The organism is Flavobacterium subsaxonicum WB 4.1-42 = DSM 21790 (genome assembly GCF_000422725.1).
Taxonomy (GTDB): Bacteria; Bacteroidota; Bacteroidia; order Flavobacteriales; family Flavobacteriaceae; genus Flavobacterium; species Flavobacterium subsaxonicum.
On sequence record NZ_AUGP01000009.1, the window covers coordinates 1 to 22,407 of the forward strand.

At 42.3% G+C, this 22,407-nt stretch carries 15 protein-coding genes and 1 tRNA gene; 12 read left to right on the plus strand and 4 right to left on the minus strand.

The window, feature by feature from the left end; all coding sequences use genetic code 11:
- Positions 1-80: 80 nt before the first annotated feature.
- Positions 81-160: transfer RNA gene (locus G509_RS0102540), tRNA-Leu, on the minus strand.
- Between the two features lie 236 nt (positions 161-396).
- On the opposite strand from G509_RS0102540, the gene G509_RS0102545 reads away from it, so the two are divergent.
- The 3 genes from G509_RS0102545 to pth all read left to right on the plus strand — a co-directional run bounded on the left by G509_RS0102545 (position 397) and on the right by pth (position 2,829).
- Entirely contained in the window at positions 397-1,338 is a 942-nt protein-coding gene (locus tag G509_RS0102545; RefSeq protein ID WP_026990090.1) for a ribose-phosphate pyrophosphokinase, read from the plus strand.
- A gap of 36 nt (positions 1,339-1,374) precedes the next feature.
- Entirely contained in the window at positions 1,375-1,983 is a 609-nt protein-coding gene (locus G509_RS0102550; protein WP_026990091.1) for a 50S ribosomal protein L25/general stress protein Ctc, read from the plus strand.
- A 225-nt stretch (positions 1,984-2,208) separates the two neighbouring features.
- The gene (pth, locus tag G509_RS0102555) at positions 2,209-2,829 is read left to right on the plus strand and encodes an aminoacyl-tRNA hydrolase (protein ID WP_026990092.1); all 621 of its coding nucleotides are present in this window, start codon (positions 2,209-2,211) and stop codon (positions 2,827-2,829) included.
- Between the two features lie 54 nt (positions 2,830-2,883).
- Here pth and G509_RS21350 read toward each other — a convergent pair whose 3' ends face one another.
- Positions 2,884-6,150 carry a reprolysin-like metallopeptidase gene (locus G509_RS21350; protein WP_051199915.1) on the minus strand — a complete coding sequence of 1,089 codons (3,267 nt, stop codon included), beginning with the start codon at positions 6,148-6,150 and terminating at the stop codon, positions 2,884-2,886.
- 180 nt (positions 6,151-6,330) lie between these two features.
- Here G509_RS21350 and G509_RS0102565 point away from each other — a divergent pair, with 180 nt between their 5' ends.
- Positions 6,331-6,720, plus strand: coding sequence for a cupin domain-containing protein (locus G509_RS0102565; RefSeq protein WP_026990093.1), 390 nt, complete (start codon positions 6,331-6,333; stop codon positions 6,718-6,720).
- Between the two features lie 13 nt (positions 6,721-6,733).
- Here the strand turns inward: G509_RS0102565 and G509_RS0102570 are convergent, their stop codons facing one another.
- Positions 6,734-7,171: a hypothetical protein gene (locus tag G509_RS0102570; RefSeq protein ID WP_026990094.1), complete on the minus strand. Its 438-nt coding sequence runs from the start codon at positions 7,169-7,171 to the stop codon at positions 6,734-6,736.
- Positions 7,172-7,277: 106 nt separating this feature from the next.
- The gene (locus G509_RS0102575) at positions 7,278-9,959 is read right to left on the minus strand and encodes a zinc-dependent metalloprotease (RefSeq protein WP_026990095.1); all 2,682 of its coding nucleotides are present in this window, start codon (positions 9,957-9,959) and stop codon (positions 7,278-7,280) included.
- A gap of 186 nt (positions 9,960-10,145) precedes the next feature.
- Between G509_RS0102575 and G509_RS0102580 the strand changes: the two genes are divergently transcribed.
- The 8 genes from G509_RS0102580 to G509_RS23245 form a co-directional block, all read left to right on the plus strand.
- Positions 10,146-11,081: a bifunctional riboflavin kinase/FAD synthetase gene (locus G509_RS0102580; RefSeq protein ID WP_026990096.1), complete on the plus strand. Its 936-nt coding sequence runs from the start codon at positions 10,146-10,148 to the stop codon at positions 11,079-11,081.
- Entirely contained in the window at positions 11,078-12,412 is a 1,335-nt protein-coding gene (locus G509_RS0102585) for an HTTM domain-containing protein (protein ID WP_026990097.1), read from the plus strand. Before G509_RS0102580 ends, G509_RS0102585 begins: the two co-directional genes overlap by 4 nt.
- Before the next feature lie 205 nt (positions 12,413-12,617).
- Positions 12,618-13,091: a hypothetical protein gene (locus tag G509_RS21355; RefSeq protein ID WP_131450787.1), complete on the plus strand. Its 474-nt coding sequence runs from the start codon at positions 12,618-12,620 to the stop codon at positions 13,089-13,091.
- A 75-nt stretch (positions 13,092-13,166) separates the two neighbouring features.
- Complete coding sequence (bioB, locus tag G509_RS0102595) at positions 13,167-14,249, plus strand: biotin synthase BioB (RefSeq protein ID WP_026990098.1); 1,083 nt, start codon at positions 13,167-13,169, stop codon at positions 14,247-14,249.
- 160 nt (positions 14,250-14,409) lie between these two features.
- Positions 14,410-16,074, plus strand: coding sequence for a tetratricopeptide repeat protein (locus tag G509_RS0102600; RefSeq protein WP_026990099.1), 1,665 nt, complete (start codon positions 14,410-14,412; stop codon positions 16,072-16,074).
- Positions 16,075-16,362: 288 nt separating this feature from the next.
- Positions 16,363-17,988, plus strand: coding sequence for a tetratricopeptide repeat protein (locus tag G509_RS0102610; protein ID WP_161627162.1), 1,626 nt, complete (start codon positions 16,363-16,365; stop codon positions 17,986-17,988).
- A 674-nt stretch (positions 17,989-18,662) separates the two neighbouring features.
- Positions 18,663-22,028, plus strand: a complete 3,366-nt coding sequence (locus G509_RS0102615) for a T9SS type B sorting domain-containing protein (protein WP_026990101.1) — start codon at positions 18,663-18,665, stop codon at positions 22,026-22,028.
- 254 nt (positions 22,029-22,282) lie between these two features.
- Positions 22,283-22,407 (plus strand): type IX secretion system membrane protein PorP/SprF (locus tag G509_RS23245; RefSeq protein WP_154657759.1); only part of this gene is annotated, 125 nt, incomplete at its 3' end.

Consider the following 22,407-nt stretch of genomic DNA (forward strand, 5'->3'; position numbering starts at 1 on the left):
CTCTAAACTGGAAATTGCATATACGTAATACATATCTTATTTATAAACATAAAAAAACCTCTCATTGCTGAGAGGTTTTGTACCTGGAGTGGGAATCGAACCCACACACCTAAGTACACGAGTTTGAGTCGTGCGCGTCTACCAATTCCGCCATCCAGGCATTGTTTCAAAACCAGCAAAAGTTAGAGGCTTGCGCTTCTGCCAACCTGCCTGCCGGTAGGCAGGTTATGCCATCCAGGCATGCGGTATGCTGTTTTGATGGGTGCAAATTTAGAAAATAATATTTAAATTACAGAAAAATAGGCAATAATTTACTGCTTGTATAAAATTAAATTTCTAAATTTGCACCCTGTTTTAACAGCACAGCACTAACTAACTATTAAACAACTATTTGTAATGTCTTACAAAGAACCGGAAGCTAAAATATTTTCAAGTTCTCAAAGCACCTATCTTGCCGAAAAAATTGCAGCCGCATACAATACCACTTTAGGCAAGGTAACATTCTCTACGTATAGCGATGGTGAGTTTCAGCCTTCGTTTGAAGAGTCTATAAGGGGGTTACGCGTATTTTTAGTATGCTCTACCTTTCCTAATTCAGACAACCTTATGGAGTTGCTGTTAATGATAGATGCCGCCAAAAGGGCATCTGCAAGACATATTACTGCCGTTATACCTTACTTTGGCTGGGCAAGGCAGGACCGTAAAGATAAACCACGTGTGCCAATAGGGGCTAAACTTGTTGCCAAGCTGTTAGAATCGGCCGGGGCTACAAGGATTATGACCATGGATTTGCACGCAGACCAGATACAGGGATTTTTTGAGAAACCGGTAGACCACCTGTTTGCATCGACCATCTTTGTACCTTATATAAAAAGCTTAAACCTGGAAAACCTTACTATAGCATCGCCAGATATGGGCGGTTCTAAAAGGGCTTACGCATACAGCAAGTTTTTAGGCAGCGATGTGGTAATTTGCTACAAGCAGCGTAAAGAGGCTAATAAAATTGAAACCATGGAGCTTATTGGTGATGTTACAGGCCGTAACATTATACTGGTAGACGACATGATTGATACGGGAGGCACCCTTGCAAAGGCAGCCGACCTTATGATGGAAAAAGGAGCGCTTAGCGTGCGTGCCATTTGTACGCACCCTATATTAAGTGGCGGTGCTTACGAAAAAATTGAGCAGTCGCAGCTAAAAGAGCTTATTGTTACCGACAGTATTCCGCTTAAGAAGGAAACTTCTAAAATTAAAGTGGTAAGCTGTGCCGATCTTTTTGCAGAGGTTATGCACATGGTGCAGAACAACAACTCTATAAGCGGCAAATTTTTACAGTAGAATTTTTTTATTATTAACTATATTTAATTATTTCAAATGAAATCAATTACGATTAAAGGATCTGAAAGAGAAAGCGTAGGTAAAGCGGCAACGCGTACAATACGTAATGCTGGAATGGTTCCTTGCGTGTTATACGGAGGAGATCAGCCAGTGCATTTTAATGCAGAAGAAATTGCATTTAAAAACCTTGTTTACACTCCAAACGTGCACACAGTGGTAATTGAACTTCCGGGAGCTTCTTACAACGCTATCCTTCAAGATATCCAGTTTCACCCGGTAAGCGACAAAATTCTTCACATCGATTTTTACCAACTTCATGATGATAAAGAAATCACTATGGATGTACCGGTTAAAATTACAGGAACATCTCCGGGTGTACTTGGTGGTGGTGTTTTACGTGTTAACCAACGTAAACTTAAAGTAAGAGCTTTACCAGCTAACCTTCCTGACTTTGTAGAGGCTAACATTTCTGAATTAGAAATGGGTAACAAACTTTACATAACTAAACTTGTACAGGATAACTTTAAACTGCTTCAGCCAGACAACACTGTTGTTGCTCAGGTTCGTATCTCTCGTGCTGCTATGAAAGCTGCTCAGGAGGCTGCAAAAGCTGCAAAAGCTCCTGCAAAAGGAAAGAAAAAATAATTCTGATTCTTTTACAGATACATCAAAGCGCTCCAATTGGGGCGCTTTTTTTGTTTAAAATGGTTTTTGGGGATGGTTAGATTGTTCGATAATTAGACTTTTAGACCAACCCTGAAAGGGTTACACAAATTAGCGTAGGGCATCGCCCCACGGAAATAGATATCTAAAAATCCAACAATCAAATCAACGCATCCACAAATCAACAAATAATCTTATTTTTGCCTCATGAAATGGCTTACCAACCTTTTTGCAAAACAAAAAGAAGAACCTACAGACCCCATGAAGAAATTTTTGATAGCCGGCCTTGGCAACATTGGTGCCGAATATGTAAATACACGCCACAATATTGGCTTTAAAGTACTGGACCGCCTTGTACAGCAGGAAGGCCTTAGCTACGAAACCGCCAAATTTGGTGCCGTGGCCGAATATAAAATTAAAGGCCGTACCCTGATACTCCTTAAGCCCAATACTTATATGAACCTTAGCGGCAAAGCCGTTAAGCACTGGATGGAGAAAGAAAACATACCGGCCGAAAATGTATTGGTTGTAACCGACGACCTCAACATACCCTTTGGTACCATACGTATTAAGGCCAAAGGCAGCGATGGTGGCCATAACGGACTCAAGAGCATTCAGCAATTGCTAAACTCCAGCGATTACCCGCGTTTTAGGTTTGGCATAAGCGATGAGTTTAAAAAAGGCAAACAGATTGATTATGTTTTAGGCGAATGGGATGACAAAGAAAAACTGGCATTGCCCGAGCGACTGGACAAATCGGTGGAAGCGATTAAATCGTTCACACTGGCAGGCCTTGCCGACACGATGAGCAACTTTAACGGCAAATAAAAAACGTTCCGCACAAATGCGGAACGTTTCAGTTTTATATTAAACGGCAATTAATTATTGCACCACTATTTTCTTAGTAACAGTGCTACTGCCCTGCTGTACGTGCACCAAATAAATACCGGCCTGGGCATTGCTTAAAGAAAGGTTTTGCTCAAACACGCCACCTGTATTAGCATACGCTTTAGTAAGCACCTGCCTGCCCCTCATATCATAAACATTTATGTTTACAGCACCCTCTGCAACAGGGTTAAAACGTATGGTAAAGTCGCCGTTATTAGGGTTAGGATATACCGACAGGTTCGAGAAGCTAACATCAGTCACACCCGCAACAATGTCCTGCGTGGTACAAATATTTATACTCCAGCTGTTAATAGCACCACCATCGGCACCAAACATATCGTATACACGCAATGTCCACTGCCCCATTGGCGATTCGCCAATTAGTGCCGAAAGCGGCTCATCGGGCAATACTGTACCTCCAATAGATGGGTTATTGCCACAGCTAAATACGGCACCGGCATCATCAAAAGTAACCGCAACGTTGTCGCCATCGCCACATTCCTGGCTAATAAGCTGCACCTCTGTACCCGTAGGGCTCACAAGTGTTATGGTAAGGTCGCTTACCCAGGTATGGGTAATATCCATAGTAACGGTAACTTCTTCTATAACCGTTTCTAAATCTACACTAAGATTTGATTCTACAGTAATGGCCTGGCTCTCGGAAATTTCAACCGGCACATCGGCCGATTCGTAATCATCGCAGTCAATAACACCTGTAGTAAAATTTTGCGCGGTAGTAAAATCTCCGGCACAACCGGCATTGGCGGGCTTAACCCTCCAGTAATACTGGGTACCCTGAGCAAGCACAGTGTTATAACTATTGGTTGCCACAGTAGCTTGCGATACAATGTTGGCAAAGGCAGCATCTGTAGCTACCTCAACCGTATAAAGGCTGGCGTTGGCGGCAGTTTCCCACTCAAAAGTGGTCTGATAGCTTACTGCAACAGCACCGTTGGCAGGTGCTACCTGCACTACCGGGCCAAAACCGGCATCTAAAAGGTCTAAATAAATATGGAAGGTTTTTACAACCGACCCCGATGTTGCTGTAACCGTAAGGGTATAAAACCCGGCAACTGCACCTGTAGTGTTGCTAACCGTTGCCGTAACAGCGCCATTAGCCGCAATAGTTGCCGGGCTAAACGTTACTACAGACCCGGTTGGGTTACCCGTTACAGAGAATGTAGTGCTACCGCTAAACCCTGAATAAGCATTGTAGCTTAGGTTATACACCACATTGTTACCCTTGCAGGCTGTTATGTTTTGCGCCCCGTTAACGGCAAAAGCCATAGTGGTGGCCGGTGCGGTTATACTAAACTGAGTATTGCTAATATCATAAAATATATTATCGTACCCCTTAACCATAATGCGGTTGTTAGTACCTTCAAGGTTGGGTATGGTAACGGTTTCAGAACCATCATTAGGTACTTTAGCACCTAATATTGTTGGATAGGTATAACCACCATCGGTAGAAAGAAAAATGTCTACATACAGGGAGTTTACACCATTGGCGGTAGTACCGGCAACATTCCACGTTACGGTCTGGTTGGTGCCTGCCTGCCATGTAGTGTTGGTGTTAGGGCTGGTAATAACAAATGGCCCTGCCGTGCCCGATACATTTACCTGCATCTCGTCTATAGCTACCTGGCCTCCCAATACATTATTATCTCTAACGCTAAGGGCAAAAGTAAACTCGCGGGCCACGTTGCTAATTACTTCCCACGTTGGGTACAGGTTATTGTCTAACACCGCCTCAATATCGGGCATAAAACGTAGTGGCGATTCTTTTATAGGCAACGACCTGAAGTTTGGCCCCGCCGTAGCCGTAGCTACCGGTGGCTGTACCGATATTTCTTTATCCATCTGTTCCCAGCAATACGTCATGGTATCGTTATTGGCATCGGTACCAACACCCGATAGTATAAAGGCCGTACCATAAGGTATGGTATAGTCTTTACCCGCATTGGCAACCGGTGGCACATTGCCCGTAACGGTGTTTACACTACAATTGCCGTTGCCCACAATAAACGCCGACATTTCTATAATACTCTGCGCATGAAACTGCGCGTCTGAATGCATTTCTACATTAGGGCCACACACCCCGGCGTATGCCATAATAGTGGTTCCGCTACCAGTTTCATAAGCTGTGGCATTGTTACGATTACCGCCGCATTCGTTATTAAAGCTGTGGTTACCGCCAAACTGGTGGCCAATTTCGTGCGCCACAAAATCTATATCATACGAGTCGCCTACCGGGGCTCCCAACCCGGTTATAGCCGCCGCCTTACTGTTTGGCGAACAAACCGACTGGAACGAGGCTACACCGCCGCCGCCGGTACTTACGGTATGGCCAATATCGTAATTAGCAGTACCAATAATATCGTCTATGGTTTCCTGGCTTTGGCCCAGTAGTGCGTTGTTGTTATTGGAGTTATCGTACTCATCAGAATCTATAAAAAGTAAATCCTGGTTGTTATCTACAAACTCCATAGTAACGGCAAAATCGCGCTCGTAAATACCGTTAACACGCGTCATGGTTACCACCATAGCGGCCTGTACGGCATCTTTTTTCTGCTGCAAGGTACCATCATTAAGCCCTGCCGCATTTATGTGAAAAGCCGCATACTCTATAGTGTTAGACATGGCCAGCCTGTATACCCTAAACGTACCATCGGCAGTAAGGGTGGTCTGCTCGCCGGTAGCACCAAATGTCTTGGCTGTTTCATGCGGAGTAAGTTCTTCAAAACCGCAATTATAGCTGCGGGTGGTAGTAAGGTCTTTCTTTTTATAGACCATGTAGTATTGAAGGTTTTTAGAATATGGGTCGGTGTACGATGTTTCGCCTGCCGAGAACATCATGTTGTGCAGCCCGAAAAGGGTAACGCTAAAGCGGATGGTCTCTGCCGGGTTATCTACCGCCCTGCCCACATACGATTTCATATCCTGGTGCTTGGCCTGTAACCCGGCCTGCATTACAGGGGCTTCGTAAATACTAAAGTTTTTTAATTGCCCATTTCCGTTAGGGAAAGCAATCACCACATTAGATGCCGCACCGGACAGCCTTAATGGCGCCGCCTGCAATTGCTGCTTTAATGCGGCAATATCTAACGTAAAAAGATGGTAGGCTGATGGCACAGAGGCCCTGTCGAGTTTTTCTGAGGCCGGAAGGGTAACGCCGGTAGCACGGCTCCACACCTGTTTTTGTGCAAAACCTGTAGCCATAGTAAATACCATTGCATACAGGCAGAGTAATTTTAATTTCATAGAGTTGTGTTGTTTTCTAATTACGAATATACCAATTTGGCAGGTAATTGTGTAAATAATTTAATGAAAGCCAAATATTTATGATTTGTTTAATCACTTTATAGACATGTCAATTAAATACTCAGACAATTCTTATAAATAAAATTAGTGCGCTATATTTGGATTGCTATAAAACACCCCATGGAAACAGTAGAAGAAACCCACATAAAGGCCGTATGGCTGTACAACCTGCCTAATGGCGGATGCACTTTTAAAACCGGCACTATACCTAACCGCATTACCTTAGAGGTTAATGGCTTTTTTGCACAGACCCATATAGACGATTACCAAAAAACCAGCCACCCTGCCCCCAGAAAGCAATATGTGGTTACCCTTGCCGGCAAGCTGGAGTTTACCGTAACTAATGGCGATACTTTTATTGTAGAGCCCGGTGTTATATTAATAGCTGAAGATACCCACGGCCACGGCCATACCTGGCGGCTTACAGAAGGCGATACCTGGCAACGCCTGTATCTGCCATTTACTTACGAGGGCAATAAGCACTTTGTGGAAGACAGAAAGGTTGTGTAAATAAAGCTATCATCTACTTATAAGTGCATTCGATTAGTTTAGTATAATCGTACACTTTCGTAGTATAGCTTAGGCAGCCAATAGAAATGGTAGTAATATTTTTTTTCGACAGAGGTATTAAAAGATGCCCTTTTTTATCTGATACCCCTAATAAGCCTTTGATTTTATAGCCATTAATTTGTTTATTATCCTTTGTAATTACATTGCAGGCTGCTCCGGCTAATAATACTTTTTCTCCGTTTCTACCCAAGTTGTAAACGGTAAGAACCAAAGTATCTTTTAATTTAATACTACAATCTATTTCAGCATAAAAATTCAGTTCTCCTGATGGAAAACCTTGCTTTACATATTTTCCTTCTGTAAAGTAATTGCCTTTAATTAAAGCATACCCCAGGCAATTATCCTGGCCGGTTAAACAAAACAATATTATGTACAAAAGCGTGACCTTCATGGAACAGACTTTATAAAAATCGATTTACACGTAAACCTACAAAAATTTATTCCATAAAAAAAGGGGCGCCAATGGCGCCCCTCTATATTCTATTATAGGTAACTAATTAGTTAACTACAATTTTTCTAACTTCTTTACGTGCACCATCTTGTACTGTTACAAGGTAAACGCCAGATTGTACACCTTTAAGGTCTACATTACCAGAGAACATACCTGTATTAGTAAAGCTGTTGCTGTATACCTGCCTGCCGCTAATATCGTTAACTGTAACACCAATGTTAGATTGGCTTGCAGAGTTAAACGATACGGTAAAACTACCGTTGTTAGGGTTAGGATAAATAGCAAAAGCATCAAGGCCAAAGTTTGGAGTACTTAAAACTTCTTTTTTACAAAGCTCTAAATTCCAAGAAGTAATGCGGCCTAATCTTGTTTGGTTGTTATCTGTTACAGATAGTGTCCAGATACCATTAGCCGGTTTATTGTTAAATACAGCTAAAGATTCTACAGCGCTAAAGTAATTACCTTCAAGATTAGAACAGTCAACAGGGGCTGCGTCATCAGTAAAGTTAATTATAAAGTTAGTATCGTCGTTATAGCAGTTTCTGTTCCAGATAGTAACTTCTGTACCGTCAGGGTGTGTTAATGTAATATTAAGGTCTCTTACAAACGTATGGTTTATCCTAAGCCTTAAGTTAACATCAGATAATACACCTTCGTCTGCAACAGTAATTGTAGATGTAACCGTTTCGCCTGCAACATCAGCACCTGCGCTATCCGGTATTTGCAATAGTGTAGTATTATCATAAGTAGTACATGTATTACTAACTCCTATAGAGAATGGGGTAGCATTTAATGCATAGTAAACGTTACCTACAGCCTGTACCATAATACGGCAGTAAGCACCTTCTACACCCGCAGGCAGCGTTATTACTTCAGATCCGTCGTTTGGAGTACTTTCTGCAAGCACAGTTGCAAATGTTGCACCACCATCTGTAGATAATGATATTTTTACATTTTCTGTATTTACATTATTTGCGGTTGTACCGGCAACATCCCATGTAATTGTATGTTGCGAGTTTAATTGCCACTCAAGGTCTGTTGTGTTTTGAGATGTAACTACAAAAGGTCCGGCAGCAGCGCGTACTGTTATAGAGGTAAGATCTGAATCTGTTTGTCCACCGGCTGCAATGTTATCTCTTCCGGTAAGTGCAAAGCTTAATACCCTTGTTACGTTAGATACGCTTTCCCACTCTGTAGTAAGCTCGTTTTGTAATACACTACCAAATGCAGGAAAATACCTTACTGTAGATGTAGATGGTAAAAACGACCTGAATGTTGGACCTGTTGTTTTAGTAGTAGTAGCTACACTATTAGCACCTGTAACGTTTGTATTTGCGGCAGAATTGTTTTGCTCCCATGTGTAGGTAACATTATCGCCATTAGCATCTGCACCTACTGCAGATAATACAAAAGCAGTACCTTTTGGTATAGAATAGTTTTCGCCTGCATTAATAACTAAAGGTGTATTTGTTAATGTAGTATTTACTGCACACTCTTTATTTTGTAAGTTAGATTGTATTTGCGCAACGTTGGCATAAACAAAATAATCATCAGAATGTTTTTGTACATCATAAAGCGTAATACCTGCATAGCCCATAATGGTGCTTCCGCTACCCGGCTCTACGTTTGTACCAGATCCTTCAATACTATAAGAAAATGAGTGTGTACCACCTAATTGGTGGCCCATTTCGTGGGCTACGTAATCAATATCGTAGCTATCGCCTTCAGGTATACCATCTCCTGGAGATGTAATTCCGCTACCTTTACTGTTATCTACGCAAATACAGCCAATACAACCTGCATTACCACCACCACCGGTTGCACCAAAAAGGTGGCCAATATCGTAGTTAGCAGCACCAATTACGTTTGTAAGGGTAAGCTGTAGCTCAGAGTTCCAGTTATTCATATCCTCTGCATCAGAGTACGGGTCTGTATCAGCATTAAGGTAAATAATATCTGCCTCATCTTCTATAAGTATAAGGTTAACAGCAAGATCTACTTCAAAAACGCCGTTTACCCTTGTCATTGTAGCGTTCATAGCTGCAAGTGCACCTTCAACAGTACCACCATGATAGGTAGTATATTCTGCCGTTGTAGAAAGTGCCAGCCTAAATGTTTTAAAAGTAAGCGCGTCAGATAAGCCGCCTTTGCCTGCCTGTTGTGCAGCATCAACTATAGCGTGGTCTTCCGGAGTAGTACACTCAAACGGAATTTTACCTGCAGCATGTTTATCTGCCGATGTAAACACCGTGTAAACTGCGTTATTAGCCGTGTAAGGTTCTATAAACTGGGTTTTTTTGCCGGCACGCAACACCATTGTTTGTACACCCTGTGGTGCAAAACTCATTCTAAGGTGTGCAGTATGGTCTTCTACACCAACGCCAACGTACGAACGTATGCCCGGAAACTGTGCCTGTAAGCCCGGCTCAAAGTTAGATGCTTCAAAAACCCTAAATTGTTCTGTAGTACCGCTAACGGTTGGCAATGTTATTAAAACACCGGCAGCACCAGAGTTTCTTTGGGGTGCATTTGCAAGTATAGCTTTAAGTTGAGCAGCATCTAAAGTTACAAACTTAAGATTACCGTTTGCCGATTCAAAAGCTGTCTTTACCTGTCCAAGCGACTTTGCCTTCTCCGGGGCAATGCTTGTCCAAGGGCTTTTAGATTGTGCATAGCCCGCCGTAAAAGTAAACACGGCAAACATACCCACGAGTAGTTGTTTTTTCATTAATTTATGTATTATATTAGGTAAAATAGGTTACAAATATAACTATTAAAGTAATAATGATATAAAAGTTACACAACTATAACAATTCCGAACTGTGTTAAAATTTCTTACATTATACTTTTCGCCTTAAATTTTACGTCCATTTGCCAGTAATACAGTAAATTTGCTTCTTTAATCGCACAAGATTTGAAAATTTTTAATTCGATACAGGAATTTAGCGCTGCAAAAAAAACCGTTGTTACCCTGGGTACTTTTGATGGGGTACACAAAGGCCATAAAAGCATTTTAGAAAAGCTTATAAAAAGCAGCAAACAAACCGGTTGCCAGAGCGTGGTGCTTACTTTTTTTCCGCACCCGCGCATGGTGCTACAGCAAAATACCGATATTAAGCTGCTTAACACCATTACAGAAAAAGCCTACCTTTTAGAGCAATGCGGTATAGACAACCTTATTATACACCCGTTTAGCCACGAATTCTCGCGCCTTACAGCCGAAGAGTTTGTTAAAAACATACTGGTAGACAGCCTTAACATCTGTAAGATAATTATTGGCCACGACCACCGTTTTGGCCGTAACCGCACCGCCGATATTAACGATCTTATTCGCTTTGGGCACGAGTATAATTTTGAGGTAGAACAAATAACCGCCCTTGAGGTTAATGCCGTATCTGTAAGTTCTACAAAAATAAGGCATGCCCTGGCCGATGGCGATATTGCAACTGCCAACCGCTTTTTGGGCTACCCTTACTGCCTTACCGGCACGGTAACCTCCGGCAAGCAGCTGGGCCGTACCATTGGTTTTCCTACCGCTAACATTAGCATTGCCGAAGATTACAAGCAAATACCCGCTCACGGTGTGTATGCGGTATCATCTGTAATTAATGGTAAAACGGTTTTAGGCATGATGAATATTGGCACCCGCCCCACTGTAGACGGTACTACCGAAACTATCGAAGCCCACTTTTTTGATTTTGATGCCGATATTTACAATCAAACCATAAAGGTTAGCCTGCACCACAGGCTTCGCGCCGAACATAAGTTTGAAAGTTTCGACGCCCTAAAACAGCAGCTTGAAATCGACAGGATACAAACCAAAGCTTTTTTTAAGGATACCAGCATATGAAACAACGCCTGTTTGCGCCCATAGATAACGCACCCCTTATTTTATTCAGGATTTTTTTAGGCTTTTTATTGGCCTGCGAAACTTTTGGTGCTATTGCAACAGGCTGGGTTAAGAGCAATTTTATTACCCCAAAATTCACATTCTCGTTTATAGGCATGGAGTGGCTGCAGCCACTGCCCGGCAGCGGCATGTATTTTTACTTTATTGCCATGGGCCTATTGGGCCTTATGGTAATGTTGGGTTACAAATATCGGTTTAGCATAGGCGCCTTTAGCCTGCTTTGGGCAGGAGTGTATTTTATGCAAAAAACATCGTACAACAACCATTACTACCTGCTGTTGCTGGTTTGCTTAATGATGCTGTTTTTACCTGCACACCGCTATGCCTCTATAGATGCTAAGCAAAACCCTGAAATTAAAAAACTAACCATGCCCACATGGTGCTCGTGGGTAATGATTGCCCAGGTGGCTATTGTTTACTTTTTTGCTACCCTTGCCAAGTTTTACCCAGATTGGTTAGATGGTAGCTTTACACGCTCGTTATTAGACAATTCTGTTACCATACCGTGGCTGCATGATGTAATGACACAGCAATGGTTTTACCTTTTTATAGCCTATGCCGGCATAGCGTTCGACGGACTTATAGTGCCGCTTATGCTCTACAAAAAAACCAGGACGGTGGCGTTTGTAGCATCGCTAATATTTCACATCTTTAACTCTATTACACTTCAAATAGGCATCTTCCCGTTTTTTGCGCTAAGTTTTGCGGTATTCTTTTATCCGCCGGAGCGTATAAAAGAACTCTTTTTTAAAAAGAAACCGGCATTGGTACAGGCCGACCTTGCTACTGCCGATTATGAAGCCCTAAGCATTTTCAGGTACTTTTTTATTCCGTACCTAATAATACAATTACTACTACCTTTAAGGCATTATTTTATTGAGGGCGATGTATTATGGACCGAAGAAGGCCATCGCCTAAGCTGGCGCATGATGCTGCGTAACCGCAACGGGCATACGTCTTTTACTGTTATAGATAAAGCCACAAAACAGCAATTGCCTTACAGGCTTAGCAAGGCGCTTACACCCAAACAAAAAAGCGCAATGAACACCCGCCCAGATATGATATGGCAGATGGCGCAGCGCATAAAACAGCATTTTGCTACAGAAGGTAAAGATGTAGAGGTACATGCCAATACACGTGTTGCCGTTAACAGTAACCCTTACAAACTGTTTATAGACCCTAATGTAGATCTTGCCGCTGTATCGTGGAATTATTTTGGGCATTGCCCGTGGATTTTACTTTACGATGGTAAAAATAATCCTATTAAATAAGTACTTTAACAATTTCTTAATTTTATCATATTTCTTTTATTAAAATTTTACTAATTCACATTTAGTTAGCTGTTTTTATTGGTAAATTCGGGTATATCAATTTTCTAAGCCATTACACACACTTTGGCTGAAAATTAGTAGTCTTTACCAAGGGCTCTGAAAAACAAATAATTAACTGAATAAGAACACAAAAATTAAAAGAATTATGAAAGCTTCGAGAATCATCATCAACGGTATCATCATATTTATATGCATAGGCGCGTTTTTCCTTTTCATGCAGGTGCTTGGCCTGCACAGAAACATTTATTTAAGGCTGGTTAACTTTGTGTTTGTAATTTATGGTATAAACCGCACCATACAGGGCAACTTTAAAGACAACTTAAACGGTTATTTTACCAATATCGGGTCGGCCATACTTACAGGCCTTGTTAGCCTTGTGCTAAGTGTAATGGCATTTATGCTGTATGCAGAGCAACAGGGTGGCGAAAAATACCTGCAGGAATTTGCCGATACCTACATATTTGGTGGCAGTAACCCATCGCCGTACCAATTTGGTATAGGTTTATTTATTGAGGGCCTTGCAGCATCGGTAATTGTATCGTTTGCATTAATGCAATACTGGAAAGATAAGGTAGAGAAAATCAACACAATTGACGACAGGGCACACAACCCGCACTAATCTTTAAGTAAGTTACGGCGTACATTAACGGAAATTGGTTATTTTTGAACCCATAATACACACACAAAATCCGTTATGAGCATAAAAAGGCACGACTGGACCAGAGAAGAAATTATAGCACTATATAACAAGCCGTTAATGGACCTGCTTTTTGAGGCAGCAACCATTCATAGAGTAAACCACGACCCAAATGTAGTGCAGGTTTCTACCCTGCTTTCTATAAAAACCGGAGGCTGCCCCGAAGATTGCGGCTATTGCCCGCAGGCAGCACGTTACCACACTAAAGTAGAAGGCAACGACCTTATGGGCGTAGCACAGGTTAAGGCACAGGCCCTTAGGGCTAAAGCCAGCGGATCATCGCGTGTTTGCATGGGCGCTGCATGGCGTAATGTTAAAGACGGGCCGGAGTTTGACCAGGTACTCGAAATGGTACGTACCATTAATAAATTAGATATGGAGGTTTGCTGTACATTAGGCATGATTACAGAAAACCAGGCTAAAAGGCTTGCAGAAGCAGGGCTTTATGCTTACAACCACAACCTTGATACATCTGAAGAATATTATAAAGAGGTAATTTCTACCCGTGGTTTTGAGGATCGTTTGCAAACTATCGAAAATGTTAGAAAAACTAACGTTACCGTATGCAGCGGCGGTATTATAGGTATGGGCGAAAGTGTAGAAGACCGTGCCGGCATGCTGGTTGCACTGGCTTCTTTAAGTCCGCAGCCCGAATCGGTTCCTATTAACGCACTGGTTGCTGTAGAAGGCACACCAATGGAAAACGAAAAACCGGTTGAGATCTGGGAGATGATACGCATGGTTGCTACAACCCGTATTGTAATGCCCGAAACTCAAGTGCGTTTATCGGCAGGGCGCACACAAATGAGCCGCGAAGGCCAGGCCATGTGCTTTTTTGCAGGTGCCAATTCTATTTTTGCAGGCGATAAACTGCTTACTACCCCTAACCCGGATGTAAACGAAGACATGAAAATGTTCGAGATGCTGGGCCTTGTGGCACAAAAGCCGTTTACTAAAGTATCGCAGCCAAAAACAGTTGAAGCCGCAGACTCTGAATATGCCCCTCTTGGCGAAAAACCAAAATGGACACGCCCAAGCCACAAAATTGAGCGTAACCTTGAGGCATCTGGTAAAAAATAATACTACTTAAAAAAGTAAATACAAAAGGCTCTCTGAAATTCAGGGAGCCTTTTTGGTTTTGCATCCCGCTAACCCCAAATCACCAAATCAATAGATAACCAAATCAACACATAGGCATATTGCAAAATCTATCCTTATATTTGGCTATTAAAAAAATTGTATGCAAACGCCCGTAAACACATATTATAGCAAGATAGCCGCTGTGCTGTTGTGCCTGTTTATGTATACATCGGCCACAGCCAATACTATAACGCATTGCGATTCGCTTATTAAAGAGGGCATAACCGCCATGTGGAAAAAAGACCACGTGCGCTCGCTCGAACTGTTAACCGAAGCCCGCAACCTTGCCGAAAAAAACCGTTGGTACAAGCAGCAGTTTCTGGCTATTAATAATATAGGTGCCAACTATTATTCGCTTTTAGATTATGGCGAAGCTTTAAACCATTATTTAGAGAGCTATACCCTTGCCGTTAGAGAGCTGGAGCCAACATCTGAAATGGTAGTGCTAAATAACATTGCCATACTTTACAGTAAAGAAGAAAACTACGTTAAGGCCAAAGAGTACTTTAAAAAGGCATACGATATTGCCAAAGAAAATAACGACAGAATTAAAATTGGCCTCTATGCCATGAATTTGGGCAGCGTGGCTAACGAAGCGCGAAACTTACAGGAGGCGCGCAGGTACATTATAGAGTCGCTGCCGTTTTTAAAAGGCGAACCCGAACTGGAACTGATGGCCGAGTCCGGTCTTGCCGAGAACGACCTGCTTATGGGCAATGCCCGACAGGCACGCGAAAAAGCTCAGGCACTATATAAAAAAGTAGACAACCCCAATTTTAACGATCTTGGCCTGTCGCTACTATTAGTAATAGCCAAAAGCTACCTGCATGAGGGCAACTACCCTAAAGCATTAGAGGCAACAAATGCCATTTTAGCTACCAAGCCCAACCTCGACGCTAAAAAAAGCATCTATAAACTTTTTGCCGACATTTATTCTAAAAGCAAGGTTTACCAGAGTGCGCTTAGGTATAAAGACTCTGTTATATGGGTAGATGGCGAGCTCAACAAAATTAAAAACGGCCGCCTGTTCGAAACTAATAAGGTAAAATTCGAGATCCAGAATTACAAAAACCAGATTACCATTAATGCAGAAAAACTGTCGGCAGAGCGTAAACTGTTCTATTATATCATTGCGGTTATAATTGCCATTGTTACCATCATCATCCTTATTCTTAGAAACCTATCGGTTAAACACAAACAAAAACAGCTTATTGCCGAGAGTAACCAAAATGCCATGGCTTTGGAACTGGAAAAAGAAAAGAACGAGAACCTGCTCTTAGAACAGCAAATTAAGGATAAAGAAACCGCTGCCCTGTTAGAGCAGGAACGCCTTAAAAGCGAGATAGAAGCCCGCAACCGTAAGCTTTCGGCGAAAGCCTTATCGCTTTCGGGCAGGAATGAGCTTATTGAGGAGATACTTTCGTCTTTAGCCAATACTACAGAGCTGGGCCGCAATGCCGCACTTGCTGGCCACATTAAAACCCTAAAAACGCACCTTAAAACCAACGACGAGTGGGACAGCTTTTTAACACATTTTGAAGAGGTTAACAACAACTTTTTAAACCGCCTTAAACTAAATCATGCTAACCTTACGGCAAACGACATTAGGTTTATTGCCTACATTTACATGAACCTTAGCACTAAAGAAATTGCCTCTATGCTAAACATTACTGCCGAGGCCTGCCGCAAACGCAAAGAGCGTATTGCTACCAAGATGGAGTTGCCGGGCAACACATCGTTATACGATTACTTATCTACTATATAATTTTCTGTTTCCACTTAGGGAAAATACCTACAAAACTGTTTTGTATTTTGTAACAAAATGTATTTTTGCACGTCTTAAAATGTAAGCGGCAACTTTAATGCTGCCAAGAATAAAAGCTTCAAAAAGAAGCAAATGCAAAAATATTACATTTATTATTTTAAGTTATAAGCTATTACCGATATAGTGTAGCCCAATTGTTAAATAACTCATACTATTTTATCAATTTAGCAGTTTACTATGTCATAAAGAGTCATTATGACTATATTTGGCACAAAATTTATAAAACCAATGCTACTACAAGAACATAAAAAAATAAGGTACAGTGTAATGCTGCTACTGTTTTTATGCTCTTTTGCTTTTGGGCAAACCCGCGAATACTGCAACGAACTTGAAAGAAAAGGTGCGAAAGCTTTTCAGGAGCGCGACCATAAAAAATCGCTGGAGTATTTAACCGAGTCCAGGGCTATTGCCGAGAAAAATCATTGGGACCCTGAACTATACAATGCACTTGTTGATATTGGCAACAATTATTACCAAATGCTGGATTTTGGCGAGGCCATAAACTATTTTTTAGAGGCGTATAACCTTGCCGTTAAAAAGCTTGGCCCTAAAGAAGAAATTACGGTGCTTAATAATATTGCCAACCTTTATACGAAGGAAAAACTATACGATAAGGCCGCCGATTACTATAACCGTGCTTACGAAACGGCTAAAGAAAAAAATGTAGAATCGAGGATGGGCCTCCCCCTTATGAATTTGGGTTATATATACAACCTGCAAAATAAGCCGCAAAAAGCACGCCCGTATCTAATACAATCTATGCCATATTTAAAAGATCAGTCTTTTTACTTATCTGTACAAATACTGCTTATAGAAAATGATATTTTGTTGGGCAATACCAAAAAAGGGCGCGAAGAGGCCATTGCTTTTTATAATAAGTCCAATGCCGAAGAGCGAAAAGATATTGGCCTTTATTTATGGCTTATAATATCTAAAGCATACTTAAAAGAAAATAACTTTGGGCAAGCCGCTATTTATGCTAAAAAGGTTACCGGTATAGAAAACCTGGATTTGGATGTTAAACGAGATAGCCACGATTTACTGGCTACCATTTACAGTAAAAGCAATAACTTTAAACTGGCTGCTGTAGCTAAAGACTCGGTTATTGCCATAGATAAAAGGATATTTGACCGCAAGAACGGCAGGCTGTTTGAAAGCAACCTTGTTAAGTTTGAGATAGCCAATTACAAAAAACAAATTAGCGCTAAAGAAGAAAAAATAACGGCCGAAAGAACCATTTTCTTCGCGGTACTATCGGTAATAACGGCTGTTGTGGTTATTTTGATACTTATCTTTAGGCAAAAGAAAATACTGGCCGAACGCAACCAGCACATTACTGCCCTTGCCCTTGAGCGCGAAAAAACTCAGAACTTACTCTTAGAGCAGCAAATTACTACGGCGCTGCTGGAACAGGAACGCCTTAAAAACGAGGTAGAAAACCGCAACAGGAAACTTACCTCCAAAGCACTATACCTTTCTGGCCGTAACGAAATTATAGAAGACTTTGTGGCCTACCTTTCTAAAAAGCCAAGGCTTGCCAAAGACCCCACCATTGTTAGCTACATACAATCGTTAAAAAACCATCTAAAGACTGATAATGAATGGGATAGCTTTATTGCCCATTTTGAAGAAGTTAACCACGGCTTTTTAACCCGCCTTAAAACGCTGCACCCTACCCTTAATGCTAACGACATTCGTTTTATTGCCTACACGTACATGAACCTTAGTACAAAAGAAATTGCTTTTATACTAAACATTACCGTTGTGGCCTGTAAAAAGAGAAAAGAACGTATAGCCGCAAAAATGGAAATTCCAAAAAATATCGATTTATTCGACTATATATCAACACTTTAAAATAGTAGTGTCGCCAAATTTATCTCATTAGGTCGCTTTATTGTCACAATTTTAAAGGTGGATAAAATAGTACGTACTTGTTTATTTGATTAACGTTGCAATAACCTTTTGTTAAGGCAGTTATCTCATCCTGCATTTATTTTTAGAATGTAGTGCAAAGTGTTTCCGCGCTTTGTATCAGGGAGATTCTTAACAAAACCAAGTTGGCTATTTTAATCAAATTCATATAAATCCCATGAAAAAACTCCCCCTACAACCTGCTGTTGTGCATACGCAATGCTGTACTATGCAATCCGGCATAGCATCAGTTACAAAAAACTGCACCACACACGTGCAAAAACGGTAAAGCCAACGCTTAAAACACGCACCCGTATCGCCATAATACAAAAATGGCGAAATACCCCTAAAGTGAATTTAGAACCTTAACTATCAGAAACTTGCTCAGGCACTGTCGCTGAATTTCTAATATAAGTCACTTTATTTTCAAATTTTTAAGCCCTGCCTGTAATTTACTGCTGCATTTTTTTGATTAACGTTGCCTGATGTTTCTACAGAAACTATTTATGTGTTTTTGTAAGTGTGTTAGCTAAGTACAATTAAGATAATTTGTGCCATACAGTAAATTTTAGGTTATACAGGGCAGTTAGCTGCTATTAATTAATCTAATAAATGTCATGAAAAGAAAATTACAATTACTTAACAAACACGTTGGGCTGCTGCTGTTGCTATTGGCACCACAGCTTTACGCCCAGTGGCAGGATGGCCTCTGGATAGGCAAACAGGGCAATAACTGGTGCGACACTTTTAATAAAGGCATTAGCTGGAACACGGGCGCACCTGTAATATTTACCGGGGTGCAGCTATCGGCACTGGAGGGTAGCGCAACAGCATCTGATGAAAATGGCAATTTGCTGTTTTATGCCGGCCAGCACACCATCTGGAACAAAAACCACCTGGTAATGCTAAACGGCACCGGCCTTATTGGCGGCAACAACAGCTCTACACAGGCAGGCGTATGGGTACAAAAACCGGGTAGTACCAACATATACTATCTGTTTAATGTAAACACTGCCGATGCCATAAGTGGGTTGTTATATTCTGAAATAGACCTTAGCCTCGACGGCGGATTGGGCGGCGTTACCGCCAACAAAAACATAGTAGCAGACGCCAGTGTAGGCGTAGAAAAAATAACGGCAGTACACCATGCTGACGGCGAAGGGGTTTGGGTAATTTCCCACAGAACCGGCAGTAATGAGTTCGTGGCTTACCTCGTAACGTCAAACGGGGTAAGCGCAACTCCGGTGGTTAGCGCCATAGGCACATTGTATACGGCACCAACACCGGCCGACCAGCTTTCGCCTTCAGAGCACGGGGGCATGGGCCAAATGAAGGTGTCGCCCGATGGTGCACATATTGCAGCCTCTATATTAAACGGGCCTGATAAAGGCGTAGAGCTTTTTGATTTTGATACTACAACAGGGGTAGTGAGCAACCTTACAGAATTGAGCGTTTCTAACCCCGGCAGCCCTTACGGCATGGAATTTTCGCCTAACGGGCAGTTTTTATATGTATCAGACCCTGTGGGTGGTTATGTGTTTGGTGGGGCTATACGTCAGTTTGATGTTACCCTGGCCACCAGTGCAGACATTACTGCATCGGTAGCAACTGTAGTTACCTTTCCGTTTAACGGAGCCGGCGGCCCCTGCGGTATGCAACTTGCCGCTGATGGGAAGATTTATGTTAAAGATGTTGTTGGTGGTGCAATTAATGCCATAAGCTACCCTAATAACCAGGGATTGGCAGCCGGGTTTACACAAAGTGCCGTTGCCATGAGCAGCAGTATTGGCACACCAACATTTATACAGAGTTATTTTGAGTCGGGTATAATTGCCGGGGAGGGATGTCCTGGAGTAGTAGCCTTCTCCCTCCTTCGGATACCTGATGCAACCAGCATAGCGTGGAATTTTGGCGACCCCGCCAGTGGGGCAGCCAATACCTCTACCATTGGCGAACATGCCTTTAGCGCAGGCGGCACCTATATCGTTACTGCTGTAATTACCAGCAACGGTGGTACACAAACCGCCACCGGCCAGTTTGTGGTATCTCCGCCAAACGGCAATATTACTACCCCCGCCAATTTGGTGCAATGTGCCGATAGTAATGGCACCGCATTATTTAACCTTGCCACCCAAACCCCTATAATTTTAGGCAGTTTAGATGCTACCATATATACCATAACTTATTACCCTACAGAGGCAGATGCTCTTGCAGGCACTAACGCAATTGCAACACCCACTACGTTTACATCGGGCGGGCAAACCATTTATGCCGCCGTAACCAACAGTGGCAATGCCTGTATAAGCTACACACAGTTTAATTTGGTAGTTACCCCTGCCCTTGTGCTGCCGCAACTGCCCAACCTGCAAACCTGCGATACCAACGCAGTAGATGGCTTTGCCATTTTCGACTTAACTTCACAAAACGCCACCCTTTTACAAGGTTTAACAGGTGCAACAGCAGCATACTACACAACCGAAGCCGATGCCCTTGCAGGCACCAACCCTATAACCACGGCTACTATGTTTACCAATACCAGCAACCCGCAAACTATTTATGCAGGGGTAACGGTAACAGGCGGGTGTTCGGCTGCAACTTCTTTTGTAATAGAGGTTACACCGCCGGTACAATTGCCGCAGCCGGCTAACCTACAGGCATGCGATACTGCTGCCGCAGATGGTTTTACTAATTTTAACCTTACTTCTCAAAACGCAGCCCTTTTACAAGGATTAACGGGTGCGACGGTTGCTTATTACACTAATTTAGCCGACGCTCAGGCAGGTACTAACGCCATTGCTACACCGGGCAGTTTTACCAATACGGCTAACCCGCAAACTATTTACGCAATGGTAACTTCTGCTACAGGATGCCTGTCTACCGCCAGTTTTACTATAGAAGTCTGGCCTGCATTACAACTGCCACAAGTCGCTAACCTTCAGGATTGCGATGCCGGTGCCCCGGATGGTTTTAGCAATTTTGACCTTACCGCCCAAAACGCAACGCTGTTAACCGGATTACCATCTGGCACTGTTGCTTATTACATAAGCCAAACAGATGCCGTGGCCGGAACCAATGCCGTAGCAACACCTGCAAATTTTGTAAATACCGCAAATCCGCAGACTATTTATGCAGTGGTAACCAACGGTACAACGGGTTGTTCGGCCATTACTAACTTCACATTAAATGTAATACCTGTACCAATAGCGCCACAGGTGTCCGACCTGCAAAGTTGCGATACCGATGCCCAGGATGGCAGCGCCAGTTTTGATCTTACCGTTCATACCGATGCGCTACTGCAAGGCCAGCCGGGTTACACTGTTGCTTATTTTACGACTCTCGCCGATGCACAGGCTAATAGCAACGCTATAGCAAATGCTTCAGCATTTACCAATACCACCAACCCGCAAACTATTTATGCCCGTATAGCAAGTGGTAACTGTTTTGCAGTAAGCACCTTTAACCTTAGCGTTTTAAGCACCCCTCAAATTGGCGGAGCCCTACTAATTGTGGGTTGCCCACCGTTTAATTTACCGGCGGTAGTGTCGGGTAACGGACTGGATTTTACTTATTACACTACTGAAGCCGATGCTACAGCACAAACCAACGCCATAGCAAGTCCGGGTGCTTATGTAAATACTAACGGATCGGCTATAGTATATGTAAGGGCAGAATCGGCCGAGGGCTGTGAGGCTTTCGCCGAAATTACTTTAGATACCGGAGATTGTGCCATCCCGAAAGGGATATCGCCTAATAATGATGGCATGAACGATGCTTTCGACCTTTCTTATTTTGATATACAAAAGCTTAGCGTGTTTAACCGTTATGGCCAAAAGGTATATGCGCTGCCCAACTACACCAACCAATGGTGTGGCCAGCAGGACAACGGTAACGAGCTGCCAACGGGCACCTATTACTATGTTATAGAGTTTGCAGCCGGTAACAGCAAAACCGGATGGGTGTATGTTAACAGACAGGAAAATTAAAAACGATTTAACAATAAAAACGCCAATTACCCAATGGGCGGTAATTGGTGCTTTTTTATACTTTTAGCAAGCATATTGATATACAGTCTAATAAAAACGGTATAAAAAACTTTAACAGCCGCAGAAGAATAAAATTTTTCTTAAATAAATGTTAATGTAGGAAAAATAATTACCTTTAGCCACGTCATGATAAAGCCTATTTTCGGCAGTCATAGCTGTATTTTATAAGACCCATAAAACACAACATATCTACCATGAAGAAAATTTACTTTGCAGCCCTATTAGCATTAGGAGGGCTGTTGGATGCTACGGCACAGCAGGACCCGCACTACACGCAGTACATGTACAACATGAATGTTATCAACCCGGCCTATGCGGG